The following is a 14,390-nucleotide window of genomic DNA, read 5'->3' as shown; positions in this document are numbered from 1 at the left end:
TCAATAAGTAGGGCCTGATCTTAAAATAAAACTGAATCAATATGTGGTCAAATATTGCAAATATATGCAATAATATTGCATGGATAAGATTGATCGAAATATCGTCACGATTTTGCAGAAGAATGCAGATTTGACAAATGCGGCATTGGCTGAAAAAGTTAATCTGTCGCCCAGCAGTTGTTTACGCCGGGTTCAAAGGCTTAAACGCACAGGCGTGATTAAGAAAACAGTGGCAATTATTGATGATAAAGTTTTAGGGCGTAATCTGATTGCGGTGGTCGAAGTTGATTTAGATCGACACGGTGCACAGGCACAGACCGTTTTGCATGAAAGATTAAGACAGGAAGTTTCTGTGACGCAAGCCTATGGCATTACAGGGGAAAGCGATTGTCTTCTTATTTTGAAACTGATTGATATGGATGAATATCGTCAAGTTTGTGAAAGGCTATTCAATCACGATAAAAATGTAATTCGTTTTCGGACGTCTTTTGTAATGAATGTGATTCAGTCTTGAACGTCTTTTCAATATGATCCCCAACGGGGAGAATGCTTTCAACGAATTGGCGCATAACGGGTGGGCAACTTGTGAAAATCAGGCCATGTGTTTCTTCATCATGCCAACTTACAATGGCTTCGACATCCGCGATAAAGGGGATGTGAATTGTAACTTTTTGACCAATCGGCAAATATAACCCCTTATATCGGGTTTGTAGTTTCATTCCTTTAACTGAAATATCTTTAACCCTAATTTCGTATTCACGATCCTGAATACGAACGGATGCTAAAAAGTCGATACGTTGCCTTTTATTATTTCTATTCTCAGTTTCCATTTTTATTGCGCCCCTTCCTATCCTTTTGAAGTATACTGACATAACATTGTATTATTCCAAAGTGATTTATTTTTATATTATATTTTTACAATAAATGTAGAGGTTGTGAGTGAGTGAGAGGGGAATTAGGATGAAGACAAAAATACACCCTCGAAACATATAGTTACGAGGGTGTCGATATTTAGGTATTAGAAGACAGGTTGAGTTTAACGCCAGCCTGCTTGATCAAACATTTTAACGGCTTCTTTTTGATGGGCCGCAAATTTTGCCAGTTCAATATCGTCAGCTTTGAATTTACCCCAAGCAGCAACCGTTGGTGAAAGTTCAATTCCGTCACGCAGGGGATATTCGAAAACGTCTTTCGCATAGATGGCCTGAGCTTCGTCAGATGCGAGGAATTCGATTAACTTAACTGCATTTTCTTTGTTCTTTGCAGATTTTGTAACACCTGCACCAGAGATGTTAACATGAGCGCCCCGTCCATCTTGATTTGGCCATACCAGTTGGACCTTGTCTGCTGCGGCTTTTTGTGCGGCATCTTTACCGGCTTGCATGCGGCCGAAATAGTAGCTGTTTCCAACGGCAACATCACATTCGCCAGCGGCAACAGCTTTGATTTGGTCACGATCTCCGCCTTGAGGCTTACGAGCAAGGTTATTGACAACTGCTTTGGTCCACGCCGCAGCTTTTTCTGTACCGTTATGTTCGATTAAAGAGCCCAGCATGGATTGGTTATAGACATTGCTGGAAGAACGAATACAAATACGGTTAGTCCATTTTGGGTCGGCTAAATCTTCGTATGTGGTGACTTCGCCCGGTTTGACGCGGTCTTTTGCGATAAAGATAACGCGTGAACGCAAAGAAAGCCCAAACCATTGCCCTTCTGGATCACGATATTGTGCCGGGATCAATTTAGATAAAGTCTCTGATTCAACAGATTGAAGAACACCTGCATCTTCTGCACGGATCAAACGACCAACATCGGCAGTAATCAGAATATCGGCAGGACTGTTCATGCCTTCGCTTTTCAGGCGTTCGAGAAGAACGTCTGCTTTACCGTTTACCAAGTTAACTTTGATCCCTGTGTTTTCAGTAAAGCGATCCAATAAAGGACGGATCAAAACCTCTTTGCGGTAAGAGTAAATATTTACTTCTTCTGCCGCATTTGCGTTCATGTTGAAAGAAGTCAAGCCAACGATACCAGCCACAAGTGAAAGTGCAGTCTTGCTCAGTGATAGTTTCTTCATTTTCAGTCCTATTAAGGTCACAAGGTTGAATATGCGAATGATTTTCATTTCTGAATAGTTGATATCGCAAGTGAGAACGACTTGCAAGTAAAAAAGCAGCTCTCAATATGATGAAAGCTGCTTTAGTTTTATCTATGTTATTGTTTTATAATATTAGTTCTATTCTGCCGCAGCGCTGACGTGGCCTTTAAATATTTCTTCGGCCATATGGTCGGCAATGACGGACGTTGGTAGATTACGTGTCTCAGAACGTTGGAAGATTTCTAAAAGTGTGCTGTAGATCTTGTTAGTCTTTGCTTTTACAACTTCTAAATCATAATCATCGGTTTCGTGGGCAACGTTGATGAGACCGCCTGCGTTGATGACGTAATCCGGGGCGTAGAGAATCCCTTTTTCCATCAGGATTTCCCCGTGACGGGATTCGGCTAACTGGTTGTTGGCTGCCCCTGCGACAATTTTTGTTTTCAGTTGGGCAATCGTGGTGTCGTTCAGGGTAGAGCCCAAGGCACAAGGCGCATAAACATCCACTTCTTGCCCATAGATATCATCCAGTGCGACAACTTCGGCATTGAATTCTGCAACGACACGATTGAGGCTATCTTGATTGATGTCGCAGACAACCAGTTTAGCGCCCGCTTCGTGCAAGTATTTGCACAGATAGTACCCAACATTGCCAACGCCTTGTACGGCAACGCGCATATCTTTCAGATCGTCTGTTTTGTGTGTATGTTGCACAGCGGCTTTGACACCTAAGAAAGTTCCCAGCGCAGTCAAGGGCGAGGGGTTGCCACTGCCGCTGGACTTACCACGGACATGGGCTGTGCTTTCGCGAATGAAATCCATATCCTGTACCGTTGTGCCGACATCTTCGGCGGTGATGTATTTACCGTTCAGGCTTTCGATAACTCGACCAAACGCACGCATCAAATCCGGCGTTTTGATTTTTTTGGCATCACCAATAATAACGGATTTACCACCGCCCAGTTCCAGACCGGCAACGGCTGCTTTGTAAGTCATCCCCTTGGAAAGACGTAACACGTCCGTCAGGGCGGCTTGTTCGTTTTCGTAATTCCAGAATCGGGAACCGCCAAGTGCAGGACCCAGATTGGTGTTGTGGATTGCAATAATGCATTTCAAGCCGGTTAATTCATCACAACCAAACACAACATTTTCGTGCCCATCGAAATCGGGGGCCGTAAAGACAGACATGATCTTCTCCTGTTAAAAATTCTTTTCATCTCGTTTCCTTTTATGTGTGTAATCTATATCTGAATTCAAGAGGAAATATGGCTTAAATCATTGTTTTTATGGGTAATTTTTGGCAATGCAGCAATCATTTCGAATCTTTCTGCTTTATGTTAAAACTAGGTAGCTTTCTTACGTTGAAAAATTACGATTGAAACTTTATTACTTTTTCTTGAGGCGACGTGCTTGAGTGCAAGGCGACAGCGTGCTAACCATTGCGTCGAAACGGTTATCTGAATAATAAAATTACCGAGGAGTAGGCACGTGGCAGTCTTTCATGGGGGCAATTTAGCGGGTGCAGCACAGGCTTTTGGGGTGCCGCCACGGGGGTGGCTGGATTTATCGACCGGAATTAACCCTGTGCCCTATCCGATTCCCGAGATCGAAAAAGGGTTATGGACGCGCTTGCCGGACCAGGAAGTGTTGGATGATTTAAAGGTTGCGGCTGCGCAGTATTATGGTGTGGATGATCCCGCGAAAGTCATCCCTGTTTCCGGCACACAGACCTTATTGCAAATCTTTCCGCATTTATTTGAAAAGCCCAAAGCCGTTCGTATTGTCGGGCCAACTTATAAAGAACACGAATTCTGCTGGCGCTTGGCAGGACATGATGTTCGTGAAGTTGAAGATGTGTTTGAAGCGATGAGCGATGGCGAAATCGTGATTGTGGTGAATCCCAATAATCCGACAGGTGATGTACACGCCCCTGATAAATTGTTAGAGATGGCAGCTGAACTGCATCAAAAAGGTGGTTTGCTTATTGTTGATGCGGCCTTTAGTGATTGCACGCCGACGCTGGATTTATCTAGCCATGTCGGGCAGCCGGGACTCGTTGTTTTGCGTTCATTCGGTAAATTTTTTGGGCTGGCGGGTATTCGGTTGGGTTTTGTGCTGGCTAGTGGGATCTTGGCAGAGCGCCTGAAAGAAGGGATTGGACCTTGGGCTGTGAATGGTCCAGCGATGGAAATTGCACGCCATGCATTTCGTGATATTCATTGGATTAAACAGATGCGTGAAACGCTGGCCCATTGTGCTTTTCGTTTGGATGATATTTTAGGCAAGGGGGATTTGCAGGTTGTTGGTGGCACATCTCTTTTTAGATATTGTTTTCATGAAAAGGCGAGCCAAATTTATAAGGAGCTGGCGAAAAATGGTATCCTCGTGCGCCCTTTTCCTGACCGCCCGCAGTATTTGCGCGTTGGCCTGCCTGGAGAGGAAAATGAGTGGCAAAGGTTGAGTGATATTATGGAAACTATTAACTTGTGATGTTTGTCACAGTAAGAAAAGCGAAGAAGTATAGTATAGCTTTATGAGAAGAACAAATCCCGAGGAAGGTAATTATGGCGCTCTACGAAGTCGCAATTTATAATGAATTAGTGAAACGGGCTGTCGCGAATGGCGAACCAGCGAGTTACAGTGATGAATGGGCAGATGTTCATTATATTGAGATCAGCGCACGTGATGAAGCCGATGCACGACGCAAGATTTTGACGAAATATCCCAAAGATCGTGGCTTTATCATAAAAGGAATTAGTCCTGCTTGATAAAGTAAATATTAAGAAACTGGTCCTACCATTATTCTAGTTATGAACATGAATAGGGAGGCAGCATCATGTTTGCCGTTGCGACCGGAAATCAAAAAACCTTTGAAGTTGGTATTTACAACAAAGAAGTCCGTGCATGCGTTAAAGAAAACGATACGCATTTGGATTATGGCGATGAATGGGCAGATGTTCACTACCAGAACGTCGTGGCTCAAGACAAGGCCGAAGCATTGACAATGATGAACGACCGCTATCCGCCTGAACAGGGCTTTGTGATCGAGTCATGTGAAATCGGTACACGTAGATATTAAGACGACCAAGCAACATGTTAGTGTTGCTTGGTGATTTCTGCGTCTCGTAAATCTTTACGACGAATTTTCCCTGTTGCTGTCAGGGGAAGCTGGTCGCAAAATTCAATATGGCGAGGGTATTCGTGGGGGGATAGTTTGTCTTTCACAAATACCCTTAATTCTTCTTCCAGTGTATCTGTGGCTTCAAAGCCGTCTTTCAGGACAATGAAGGCTTTGACAGCTTCGGTGCGGATTGGGTCGGGGACACCGATAACAGCAGCCAAGGCAACGCTTTGATGTTTGGTCAGGCAATCTTCGATTTCAGATGGGCCGATCCGATATCCTGCAGATGTAATTAAATCATCGTTTCGTCCAACAAAGAAGATATAGCCATCTTCATCCATATAACCGAGATCCCCCATAATCAACCAACCGTTACGGTATTTTTTCTCGGTGGCTAGCGGGTTATCCCAATAGTGCAGCATCATAACCGGATCGCCTGCACGTACGGCGATATCACCGATCTGACCGCGTTCAACCTCGTTCCCGTCAGCATCAATAATGCGAACATCATGACCGGGAACCGGGCGCCCCATTGAACCGGGTTTTGTTTGCATAAGGACAGAGCAATTGGCAACGACAAGATTGCATTCGGTTTGTCCGTAATACTCATTTAATGTCAGACCAAACGCCCGTTGGCCCCATGCCAGAAGTTCTTCGCCCATCGGTTCACCGGCAACGGTTACAGTGCGTAAATGTAAATCAAAACTTTCCGCGATGTTATCAACCTGACGCATAAGCTTTAGCGCTGTAGGCGGCATAAAAATGTTACGGACTTTATGTTTTTCCATCAGCTTTAAGGCATCGACTGGATCAAATTTCTTTGCACGATGGGCAAGGACTGGGATGCCCAAATACCATGCCCCCATAAGAATGTTCATCAAGCCACCGATCCAGGCCCAGTCAGCCGGGGTCCAGAATAAATCGTCGGATTGAGGGGGGAATTCCTGCGGCATGCCGACACCAGGGACATGACCCAATAGGGTGCGATGGGCATGCAGGGCACCTTTGGGATTGCCGGTCGTCCCTGATGTATAGATGATGAGCGCCGGGTCTTCTGCTCGTGTATTCAGTGCTGTGAATTGATCGCTACATTGTTGGACTTGATTTTGAAAGTCTTCACAGCCGTTAATACGTCCATCTACAATAAAGATGAATTCAAGTGCCGGGAGCTTGTCACGCAAGGGGGCAATCTTTTCGTAATTTTCACGATCTGTGACAAGGGCGCGTGTTTTGCTGTTGGCAAGGCGGAATTCAAGGGCTTCTTCTCGAAACAATGTGAAGAGAGGAATGGAGATCAAACCGCTTTTCCATGCGGCAACGTGGGTTGAAGCTGTTTCAATAGATTGGGTCAGCAAAATAGCGACACGATCACCGGCTTGCATGCCTTTGTCCTGAAACAGGTTGGCAATCTTGTTGGAAAAAGAACGAATGTCACCAAAGCTATATCGTGTCACGCCTTCCTCGCCCTGATCCACGATCAAGGCTGTGGCGGCAGAATCACGTTCGGCATGGCGGTCACAAACGGCGACGCCCATATTGAAATGAGACGGTATATCCCACTTAAAAGCAGCGCAAACGTCGTTGTAGTTTGATTTCTTTTCCAGCATTCCACTCTCCCATACTTTTTTATGATTGTAGGGGGAGTAAACAGTTTGGCAATCCCCATAACTGCGTAGGGGAGGGTAAATTATTCAGGGTTGGCGAACAGCTCATAGGCATTGACGCCATTTAAGATAACGCCGTCATAGCCTTCTTTTATAATGCCATACAGAAAGGACATGTTGTTGCCATAGATGAGTTGTTGCCAGCTTGGGTGCCAGTATTTCACCAGATAACGATCCGAACTGTTGGGGGCAAGGTCCAGCAGCCAGGGTGGGTTGCCCATTTTCCAATCAGGCTTCCAGTAATAGGCCCCGGCATAAGCCGTTCCAATATTCATTTGGGCAAGGACAGGACGACGCGCCCCGAGCTTTTTATACTGCATCGTACGAACATTATGGGGGCCCAAGACCTGTGCGCGATGATGGAAAACGTTTGTCACCACCATGTCGTAATTGGTGTTGTGAATTTTCATGGCGTATTCCTCGGCACTGCCAATACGAGAGGAATCGTTTACAAGAAGGTAGTTTTTCACCAGACCAGCATTACTGATGGTATGGGAATTTTCATGCAAAGGGCGTTTTGGCCAGTTCGGGAGCTTGTTGTTGTTAAACCCCATCCCCGGTGCAACATAAGGCACAAAGTTGTGTTTCATGGAGAAACGTAAAGCTTTGTCGATATCGGCAGGTTTGGAGGCATAATCAAGCGTGAAAATTTTAAGACCGGCATCGCGCGCGACTTTGAGGTCGGCAAGTATTTCTTCCTGTTCTTTTTTATCGGTTGGTACACCGAAACCTTCTTTGCCATAGGACAGGGAAGGCTGGATAAGACCATCCAAAGACTTCATAAAAACAGAACTAGGGGCGCTGATTTGTTGGTCGATGTCGATGATTTGGGTTAATAGCCCTGTCCCATCGTTCACAATGACAAGGAAGTCGCGTTTGAATTGACGGCCATATTTGGCAATGCCTTGTACGAATTTGCGCATTTCTTCTGCATAATCGACCAAGGGATCAGCAAGAAACAAATCAGGTTCTTGCGTCGGTTGGTCGGTTAGTACTTTCCCTTGTGAACGGAGTTGGGCGCTCGCGGGTGTTGCCAGAAGCGATAATCCGACAGCTAAGGAAAAGCAAAAACTTGTCAATGTTCGTTTCATAGGGTTCACGTTCAATTTAATTTCAACTGCTTGCGGACCTCTTGTGCGATGGCGAGACTTGAGGTCAATCCCGGTGATTCTATGCCGAATAAGTTTATAAAACCTAAAATACCATGATCTTGTGGCCCTTGAATAAGGAAATCGCGTGCTTCCTCACCGGGGCGCTGTATTTTTGGACGCACGCCGGAATAATCGGCATGGAGGTCACCGTCTTTTAAATCGGGCCAATAGCGCCGGATCGCATCATAGAATTTTTCACCGCGTGTTGGATCGACATTATAGTCAATGTTATCCCCATTTTCCAACCATTGAACATCGGGGCCAAAGCGGGCTTGTCCGCCCATATCCAAAGTCAGATGAACGCCGAGCCCGGCATTTTCAGGGACCGGATAAATCAGATGGTTAAAGGGTGCCTTACATCCCAGTGAAAAATAATTCCCCTTGCAGTAATAATCATTAGGGATCAGCTTTTTCTCTATGCCATTGATTTCGCGAGCCAATGAAATGGCGTTGAGCCCGGCAGAATTAACGACAATATCAGCACTGATTGTCATTGGTATGTTTCCACCGACTTCGAGCGTAATACCGTTTGGAGTTACTTCACCGCGCAGAACGGGACTGTTAAGGGCGAGCATGGCCCCATGATCTTCTGCATCACCCTGTAAGGCCAGCATACAGGCATGGGTATCTAAAATACCGGTTGAAGGGGAGAGCAAAGCGGCTTTTGCATTCAGGTTCGGTTCTTTTTTCTGAACGCTCTCTTGATCAAGCCAGACAAGATCATCTACGCCGTTATGGGCAGCTTTTTGGCGAATGGAATGAAGGGCATCGACTTGTGAATCTGATGTGGCAACAATCAATTTCCCAAGTTTTTTATAGGGTACGCCGTGACTGTCGCAGAAATCATAAAGCAGATGCTTACCTTCAACACATAAACGGGCTTTTAGACTGTCTTTGGGGTAATAAATCCCGGCGTGGATCACTTCGCTGTTGCGCGAGCTGGTGCCCATACCAATAGCTTGGTTCGCTTCAAGAATAATGACTTCTTTACCGCATTTTGCCAATTCACGGGCAACGGCCAATCCGACAACACCTGCACCAATGACAATGGCATTTATATGTTCGCTCATTGAAGAAACCTCAATCGATATTAGTGCTTTTTACTTTCCAATTCGTGCAGGTATGCGATGACGCTTTGGGTGACTTGATTATACTGGTTTGGTTGTTTTTCATTGAGTGCCATATTGTAAATACCGCTGCAATTTTTGTTGGCAACGTCGTTTTCTTTTTCCCACTTTTTTTCAACCAGTTTGATAAAACGCGAGATATAGCCCGGCTGAATTTCCTTGATACCTTGCTTTTCACTGAAATTGTGAATCAGGTTTAAAAGATGATCGACCTTTTCAGGTTCTTCCAGTTTTTTATAAAGGCTTGTGCATCCAATTGCACTGTAGAGGAAACCTTCTTCCTGACTGACATCTCCGCTTTCATAGAGGATGAAAACAGAAACGGAAATAAAGATTGCCAAAAAACCGGCGACGATAATCAGTGCGTTTTTCATTTTATTCGTCCAAATATAAGATTGCGCCCACGCTACTGTGTTCCTTGCAAAAAGACAAGAGATCGAACTACATTAGGGCAACGAAAATAAATGAGATTGGTGCTATGTGCTCTGAAATAGTCAAATCCGTCTGTCCGCACGATTGCCCCAGTGTTTGCCCGCTGGAGGTGGAAAAATTGGGTGCACAACGGATTGGAAAGGTAAAAGGCAGTTCTGAAAATCCGTTTACGGGCGGCCTTCTGTGTGGAAAAGTTTCCAGATATCAGGAACGTATTCATCATCCTGATCGTTTGCTTTATCCCCTAAAACGAACAGGGGCGAAAGGAAGTGGACAATTTGAACGGATTTCGTGGGATCAAGCCTATGATGAAATCTGTGCCAATTTAACCCGGATTCAGAAGGAAGACGGCCCAGAAGCAATCTGGCCGTTTTACTATGCGGGCACGATGGGGTATTTGATGCGCAATGGCATCAATCGATTATCCCATACACTGGGCTTCAGTGCCATGCAAGGCACCTATTGCGTGGCCCTGAGCGGCCCGGGCTGGCAATCCGGTGTCGGGGCCCAATATGGTCCCGATGTACAGGAAATGAAAAAATCAGAATTGATTGTGATTTGGGGGCTGAATGCGGTTTCCAGCCAAATTCATTTAATGACCCATGCACTTGCCGGAGTGCGCAATGGGGCAAAACTGATTGTTGTTGATCCCTATAAAAATAAAACAGCAGATAAGGCCCATATGCATATTGCTTTGCGTCCCGGTACTGATGGGGCGCTGGCCTGTGCGGTGATGCATTTGCTGTTTAAGGAAGGGTATGCCGATCGGCAATATTTGGCAAAATACACCGATGTACCGCAAGAACTTGAAGAACATTTAAAAGATAAAACGCCGCAGTGGGCCTCTGACATTACCGGATTACCGGTCCATACGATTGAAAGTTTTGCCCGTCTTTATGGCAGTGCGAAAAGAAGCTTCCTGCGCGTTGGTCATGGCATGACCCGTTCGCGTAACGGGGCGCATAATATGCACGCCGTATCCTGTTTGCCTGCGATTACGGGGGCGTGGCAGTATGAAGGCGGTGGAGCACTTTATGGTCAAGGCGGATTAGCGAAACTGGATTTAACCTTGATTGAAGCCAAAGACGTGGACAAACGTGGTGCCCGTATTCTGGACCAATCACGTATTGGGGAAATTCTGAATGGCAGCCCTGAGGCTTTGAAAGGTGGATCGGCGGTTAAGGCCTTATTTATCCAAAATACCAATCCGGTTGCCGTTGCTCCGGATACGGAGGCGGTGCGCGCTGGGTTTATGCGGGATGATTTGTTTACCTGCGTGCATGAACAATTTATGACCGAAACGGCAAAAATGGCCGACATTGTTTTACCGGCTACGATGTTTTTGGAACATGATGATCTATATACCGCCAGCGGTCATTGCACGTTGCAGGTTGCCAAGGCTGTTTTGGATCCGGCCGGGGAATGTAAATCCAACCATGAAGTGGTAAGCACCCTTGCAAAACGCTTGGGCGCAACACATCAAAGCTTTGATCTGAGTGACCGGGAAATCGTGGAAGAAACATTACAGACCTCAGGTTATCCACCGATGGATGAAATTATCGAAAAAACCGGACATGATTTAACCCCTTCATTTGAAGAGGCTCATTTCTTGAACGGTTTTGCACATCCTGATGGTAAGTTCCGTTTTAAACCGGATTGGCCTGCGCTGGGACCGTTGGGGGCTGAAATGCCGGAATTACCGGATCATTGGAATGTGATTGATGAAAAATCAGATGAACGTCCTTATCGTTTGATCACACCGCCGTCGCAAAATTTCTTGAACAGCACCTTTAGTGAAACCAAAACATCACGCATTAAAGAGCGCTGTCCTGAAGTCAAGGTGAATGAACGTGTCATGCGCCGCCTTGGTATTGCAGAAGGGGAACTTGTGCGGATCGGTAATGAACGCGGCAATGTTCTGTTGAATGCCGTCGCCGTAAAAGGCCAACATGAAGACACGCTTGTTGTGGAAGGGATCTGGCCGAACGACAGCTTTATCGAAGGCAAGGGGATCAATACGTTGGTGTCATCCCAACCCGGTTATCCCAACAATGGTGCGGTTTTTCATGATACGTCTGTCTGGTTGGAGGTGCAAAACGCATGACGGCACATGTCATTGTTTTCGGGAATGAAAAAGGCGGCAGTGGGAAATCTACTGTTGCCATGCACGTTATTGCGGCCCTTTTGGATCATGGACTTCAGGTGGGATCCCTTGATCTGGATTTACGTCAGGGCACCTTGTCCCGATATGTGGAAAACCGCACCAAGGCACAACGTTTGTTAAAGGCACCGGACCATGTGCGCATTGTTGAAGACAACGGTCATTTTGAAGATGCGTTTCAACGACTAAGCGAAGCGGAAGACGTGATCGTGATCGATACCCCCGGACATGACAGTCCATTGGGGCGTCTGGCCCATAGTTTTGCCGATACCTTGGTTACGCCCTTAAATGACAGTTTTATTGATCTTGATGTATTGGCACGTGTGAATGGGGAAAGTTTGCAAATCGAACGCCCCAGTCATTATGCGGAAACCGTATGGAAGCAACGACAACTGAAAATGCATAAAAACCCGGGTGCCGTGGTCGATTGGATTGTTCTTCGTAACCGTCTCAGTCATTTGGATGCACGTAATAAACGCGATATGGAAGGCTTGTTAGATGCCTTGTCAAAACGGATTGGTTGCCGTGTTGTCAGCGGGTTTGGGGAACGTGTCATTTATCGTGAGCTTTTTCTAAAAGGTTTGACCATGATGGATATGAAGGGGCATGAACTTTCCATGTCGCACGTCGCCGCCCGTCAGGAAGTGCGAAATTTGGTAGAGGCGATGAACTTACCCTGTTTAAAAGGATGAAAATTTTATGATCGCCTATCTCTTACTTGGGTTTGCAGTTTTATTGTGCCTGTACCTTCTGGGGCGCTGGTTTGTTGAGGCAAACCCAAAAGACGTGATCCGGGTGTTGAAGTGGGTGATCGGCCTTTTGCTCCTTTTACTAATTGTCTTTTTGCTTGTCAGTGGTCGATTAGGCTGGGCGTTGGCAGGGCTTCCGGCCTTATATGTCTGGTTTCGGCGTTTTCATAGTTTGTTCAATATCGGTAAAACGGCCCGGTCATGGTATCGACAAGACCAAGGTGCTCCAAAAACGCCGCCACGCGGCAATGGAATGACACGACAGGAAGCATTGGCCATTTTGGGCTTGGAAGAAGGCGCGAGTGTCGAGGAGATAAAAGCTGCTTACCATCGCTTGATCGCGCAAGTGCATCCAGATAAGGGGGGATCGGATTATTTGGCGTCACAAATCAATCAGGCAAAGGACATCTTGCTGAATGATTAAGTGTTTTTTGTATGTATTGCTTGGGGGGCTTATTGCCTTTTTCCCACATCGTGCGTTGGCGACTGAATTTTGCGATATGCAAACCGTTGTTGCGACTTACAAAGCTGCCCTTCACCGGAAAAAGTATGGGGATGTGGAAAGCGCGCAGAAGACGTTCTTGAAACTGGCCCATGCGGCAATTGCCCCGGCGCAGCGTCATGTTGCGGAATATTTCTTAGAAGAAGCGCGGGGCGACATGGCGCTGGAAAAAGCAATTATGTGGTCACAATTGGCGGCATGGGGCGGGGATGTTGCTGCTCAGGATATTGTTAAACGCGCAGTTGATTCCGCACGGCATCAGGTTGCAAATACAGGATTGGCATGGGCGAAAAACTGGCGCCCAGCAAAAGTCGATTGCGCGTCAGGCGCACTTGAACAGCCCAAAGGAGACGATTTTCAGGTCGTCGGACGTTTCCCCATTATCCGCCATGAAAAATTGGATGAAGATATTTTTGCTGCTTTTGCAACGCGTTTGAACGAGGCATTAAACGAGGTGGAGGCTGTTGCACCTTATTTTTCGCCGTTCGTGCAGCTTATTCCTGCCTTGGAAATTTTACCATCGGGCGAAGGAAGTGACCGTTTCATTCAGTGGGATAAAGAAAATGAATGGGTTCAGGTTTCTGCCGGTTTTTTACATGATCAATCACCGCGACAACTGGCTTACAGTCTCGTGTTGGCCGCGCAGCGTCATTTGTTTGCAAAACTGGATGATGCTGAATTTAAGGATCAAATTGCCACTCAATATGGAAAAATAAAGATTTATGGCTCGCTTTATGGGGATGTAAAAACGAAAGAGTTTCTCTCTCAAATGAGTGAAGCGATCAAGAAGGCGCGCGAACTTCCTGTGGTTTTGCGCGATAAGGTGAACTTTTTGGATGAGATCCATTATATGCCGCCGTCGCGCTATCATGAAAGACGCTTTCCCGATAGTAAGTTGTTTGCGACTTATGACCATCGGCGCAGTCATCCAGAAAAACGTATGATGATGGTGACACATGAAATAGCTTTTCAAACGGTTGAAGAACTTATTCTGGAATTGGTCAGAGTCGGGGAACTGGCACAGCAGCATGTACGTATTGAAGGTATGAAAGGGCAGGTGAACAGCAAAAAACGTGAAGATGCCATTTTGCAGGCATTGCAGGGGAATTTGAAAAAAATGGAAGAAGCTTTCACCAGCCAAACCGCCAAAAAACAAGATAATGTCGAAGCTTGGGAAGCCAATGGTCCGGACGCTGTCGCCAAGGTTTATTGCGAGTCTGTTTATGCGCAGGCGAAAGCGGCCATTGCTTTGAAGGTAGATGCGATCCGCACCAGTCAAACGATCAAACTTCGGAACTGTACGAAGGCGAGAAAATTGTGGCGCGATTATCGCAGTGGTGAAATAAAAAAATAGTATAATTTCGTTGCGCGTTTACTTGCGTTAA

Annotated in this window: 15 protein-coding genes; 8 read left to right on the top strand and 7 right to left on the bottom strand. The window is 46.1% G+C overall.

The annotated features are described in order from the left end of the window. Nucleotides 1-79 precede the first annotated feature (79 nt). Nucleotides 80-514 carry an Lrp/AsnC family transcriptional regulator gene (locus ACI0FF_RS11285; protein WP_419796951.1) on the top strand — a complete coding sequence of 145 codons (435 nt, stop codon included), beginning with the start codon at nucleotides 80-82 and terminating at the stop codon, nucleotides 512-514. On the opposite strand, the gene ACI0FF_RS11280 is transcribed toward ACI0FF_RS11285, so the two are convergent. The 3 genes from ACI0FF_RS11280 to ACI0FF_RS11270 all read right to left on the bottom strand — a co-directional run bounded on the left by ACI0FF_RS11280 (nucleotide 450) and on the right by ACI0FF_RS11270 (nucleotide 3,286). Next, nucleotides 450-830 (bottom strand): PilZ domain-containing protein, encoded by a 381-nt coding sequence (locus ACI0FF_RS11280; RefSeq protein ID WP_419796950.1) that lies wholly within the window; start codon nucleotides 828-830, stop codon nucleotides 450-452. The two genes, ACI0FF_RS11285 and ACI0FF_RS11280, sit on opposite strands and share 65 nt — an antisense overlap. Before the next feature lie 206 nt (nucleotides 831-1,036). Continuing rightward, a complete protein-coding gene (locus ACI0FF_RS11275) occupies nucleotides 1,037-2,077 on the bottom strand; it encodes a Fe(3+) ABC transporter substrate-binding protein (RefSeq protein WP_419796949.1) in 1,041 nt (346 codons plus the stop codon). A 159-nt stretch (nucleotides 2,078-2,236) separates the two neighbouring features. Continuing rightward, nucleotides 2,237-3,286, bottom strand: a complete 1,050-nt coding sequence (locus tag ACI0FF_RS11270; RefSeq protein ID WP_419796948.1) for a Glu/Leu/Phe/Val family dehydrogenase — start codon at nucleotides 3,284-3,286, stop codon at nucleotides 2,237-2,239. A gap of 300 nt (nucleotides 3,287-3,586) precedes the next feature. Here ACI0FF_RS11270 and cobD point away from each other — a divergent pair, with 300 nt between their 5' ends. The 3 genes from cobD to ACI0FF_RS11255 all read left to right on the top strand — a co-directional run bounded on the left by cobD (nucleotide 3,587) and on the right by ACI0FF_RS11255 (nucleotide 5,177). Then, nucleotides 3,587-4,588, top strand: a complete 1,002-nt coding sequence (cobD, locus tag ACI0FF_RS11265; protein WP_419796947.1) for a threonine-phosphate decarboxylase CobD — start codon at nucleotides 3,587-3,589, stop codon at nucleotides 4,586-4,588. Nucleotides 4,589-4,662: 74 nt separating this feature from the next. Next, a complete protein-coding gene (locus ACI0FF_RS11260; protein WP_419796946.1) occupies nucleotides 4,663-4,866 on the top strand; it encodes a hypothetical protein in 204 nt (67 codons plus the stop codon). Nucleotides 4,867-4,934: 68 nt separating this feature from the next. Continuing rightward, nucleotides 4,935-5,177, top strand: a complete 243-nt coding sequence (locus ACI0FF_RS11255; protein ID WP_419796945.1) for a hypothetical protein — start codon at nucleotides 4,935-4,937, stop codon at nucleotides 5,175-5,177. Between the two features lie 17 nt (nucleotides 5,178-5,194). Here ACI0FF_RS11255 and ACI0FF_RS11250 read toward each other — a convergent pair whose 3' ends face one another. From ACI0FF_RS11250 to ACI0FF_RS11235, 4 genes are all read right to left on the bottom strand, one after another. Further along, complete coding sequence (locus ACI0FF_RS11250; RefSeq protein WP_419796944.1) at nucleotides 5,195-6,826, bottom strand: acyl-CoA synthetase; 1,632 nt, start codon at nucleotides 6,824-6,826, stop codon at nucleotides 5,195-5,197. Nucleotides 6,827-6,906: 80 nt separating this feature from the next. Then, nucleotides 6,907-7,974, bottom strand: coding sequence for a hypothetical protein (locus ACI0FF_RS11245; RefSeq protein WP_419796943.1), 1,068 nt, complete (start codon nucleotides 7,972-7,974; stop codon nucleotides 6,907-6,909). Between the two features lie 11 nt (nucleotides 7,975-7,985). Further along, nucleotides 7,986-9,104 (bottom strand): NAD(P)/FAD-dependent oxidoreductase, encoded by a 1,119-nt coding sequence (locus tag ACI0FF_RS11240; protein ID WP_419796942.1) that lies wholly within the window; start codon nucleotides 9,102-9,104, stop codon nucleotides 7,986-7,988. A gap of 20 nt (nucleotides 9,105-9,124) precedes the next feature. Beyond that, nucleotides 9,125-9,535: a hypothetical protein gene (locus tag ACI0FF_RS11235; RefSeq protein WP_419796941.1), complete on the bottom strand. Its 411-nt coding sequence runs from the start codon at nucleotides 9,533-9,535 to the stop codon at nucleotides 9,125-9,127. 104 nt (nucleotides 9,536-9,639) lie between these two features. On the opposite strand from ACI0FF_RS11235, the gene ACI0FF_RS11230 reads away from it, so the two are divergent. Genes ACI0FF_RS11230 through ACI0FF_RS11215 form a run of 4 tightly spaced genes read left to right on the top strand, consistent with a single transcriptional unit; the run spans nucleotide 9,640 to nucleotide 14,359 of the window. Beyond that, nucleotides 9,640-11,697 carry a molybdopterin-dependent oxidoreductase gene (locus tag ACI0FF_RS11230; protein ID WP_419796940.1) on the top strand — a complete coding sequence of 686 codons (2,058 nt, stop codon included), beginning with the start codon at nucleotides 9,640-9,642 and terminating at the stop codon, nucleotides 11,695-11,697. Continuing rightward, nucleotides 11,694-12,446: a division plane positioning ATPase MipZ gene (locus tag ACI0FF_RS11225; protein WP_419796939.1), complete on the top strand. Its 753-nt coding sequence runs from the start codon at nucleotides 11,694-11,696 to the stop codon at nucleotides 12,444-12,446. The genes ACI0FF_RS11230 and ACI0FF_RS11225 overlap by 4 nt, the downstream gene beginning before the upstream one ends. A gap of 7 nt (nucleotides 12,447-12,453) precedes the next feature. Then, nucleotides 12,454-12,927, top strand: a complete 474-nt coding sequence (locus ACI0FF_RS11220; RefSeq protein WP_419796938.1) for a J domain-containing protein — start codon at nucleotides 12,454-12,456, stop codon at nucleotides 12,925-12,927. Further along, complete coding sequence (locus tag ACI0FF_RS11215; RefSeq protein ID WP_419796937.1) at nucleotides 12,920-14,359, top strand: hypothetical protein; 1,440 nt, start codon at nucleotides 12,920-12,922, stop codon at nucleotides 14,357-14,359. Before ACI0FF_RS11220 ends, ACI0FF_RS11215 begins: the two co-directional genes overlap by 8 nt. The last annotated feature ends 31 nt before the right edge of the window (nucleotides 14,360-14,390 follow it).

The organism is Terasakiella sp. 4MB5A (assembly GCF_050058155.1).
Taxonomy (GTDB): domain Bacteria; phylum Pseudomonadota; class Alphaproteobacteria; order Rhodospirillales; family Terasakiellaceae; genus Terasakiella; species Terasakiella halodenitrificans.
This window is presented reverse-complemented; position numbering and strand designations above follow the sequence as displayed.

What these genes read in the sequence shown, in the direction of transcription:
- ACI0FF_RS11285 (WP_419796951.1), top strand. Translation starts at nt 80, where the DNA reads ATGGATAAGATTGATCGAAATATCGTCACGATTTTGCAGAAGAATGCA.
- ACI0FF_RS11280 (WP_419796950.1), bottom strand. Translation starts at nt 830, where the DNA reads ATGGAAACTGAGAATAGAAATAATAAAAGGCAACGTATCGACTTTTTA.
- ACI0FF_RS11275 (WP_419796949.1), bottom strand. Translation starts at nt 2,077, where the DNA reads ATGAAGAAACTATCACTGAGCAAGACTGCACTTTCACTTGTGGCTGGT.
- ACI0FF_RS11270 (WP_419796948.1), bottom strand. Translation starts at nt 3,286, where the DNA reads ATGTCTGTCTTTACGGCCCCCGATTTCGATGGGCACGAAAATGTTGTG.
- ACI0FF_RS11260 (WP_419796946.1), top strand. Translation starts at nt 4,663, where the DNA reads ATGGCGCTCTACGAAGTCGCAATTTATAATGAATTAGTGAAACGGGCT.
- ACI0FF_RS11255 (WP_419796945.1), top strand. Translation starts at nt 4,935, where the DNA reads ATGTTTGCCGTTGCGACCGGAAATCAAAAAACCTTTGAAGTTGGTATT.
- ACI0FF_RS11250 (WP_419796944.1), bottom strand. Translation starts at nt 6,826, where the DNA reads ATGCTGGAAAAGAAATCAAACTACAACGACGTTTGCGCTGCTTTTAAG.
- ACI0FF_RS11245 (WP_419796943.1), bottom strand. Translation starts at nt 7,974, where the DNA reads ATGAAACGAACATTGACAAGTTTTTGCTTTTCCTTAGCTGTCGGATTA.
- ACI0FF_RS11240 (WP_419796942.1), bottom strand. Translation starts at nt 9,104, where the DNA reads ATGAGCGAACATATAAATGCCATTGTCATTGGTGCAGGTGTTGTCGGA.
- ACI0FF_RS11235 (WP_419796941.1), bottom strand. Translation starts at nt 9,535, where the DNA reads ATGAAAAACGCACTGATTATCGTCGCCGGTTTTTTGGCAATCTTTATT.
- ACI0FF_RS11230 (WP_419796940.1), top strand. Translation starts at nt 9,640, where the DNA reads ATGTGCTCTGAAATAGTCAAATCCGTCTGTCCGCACGATTGCCCCAGT.
- ACI0FF_RS11225 (WP_419796939.1), top strand. Translation starts at nt 11,694, where the DNA reads ATGACGGCACATGTCATTGTTTTCGGGAATGAAAAAGGCGGCAGTGGG.
- ACI0FF_RS11220 (WP_419796938.1), top strand. Translation starts at nt 12,454, where the DNA reads ATGATCGCCTATCTCTTACTTGGGTTTGCAGTTTTATTGTGCCTGTAC.
- ACI0FF_RS11215 (WP_419796937.1), top strand. Translation starts at nt 12,920, where the DNA reads ATGATTAAGTGTTTTTTGTATGTATTGCTTGGGGGGCTTATTGCCTTT.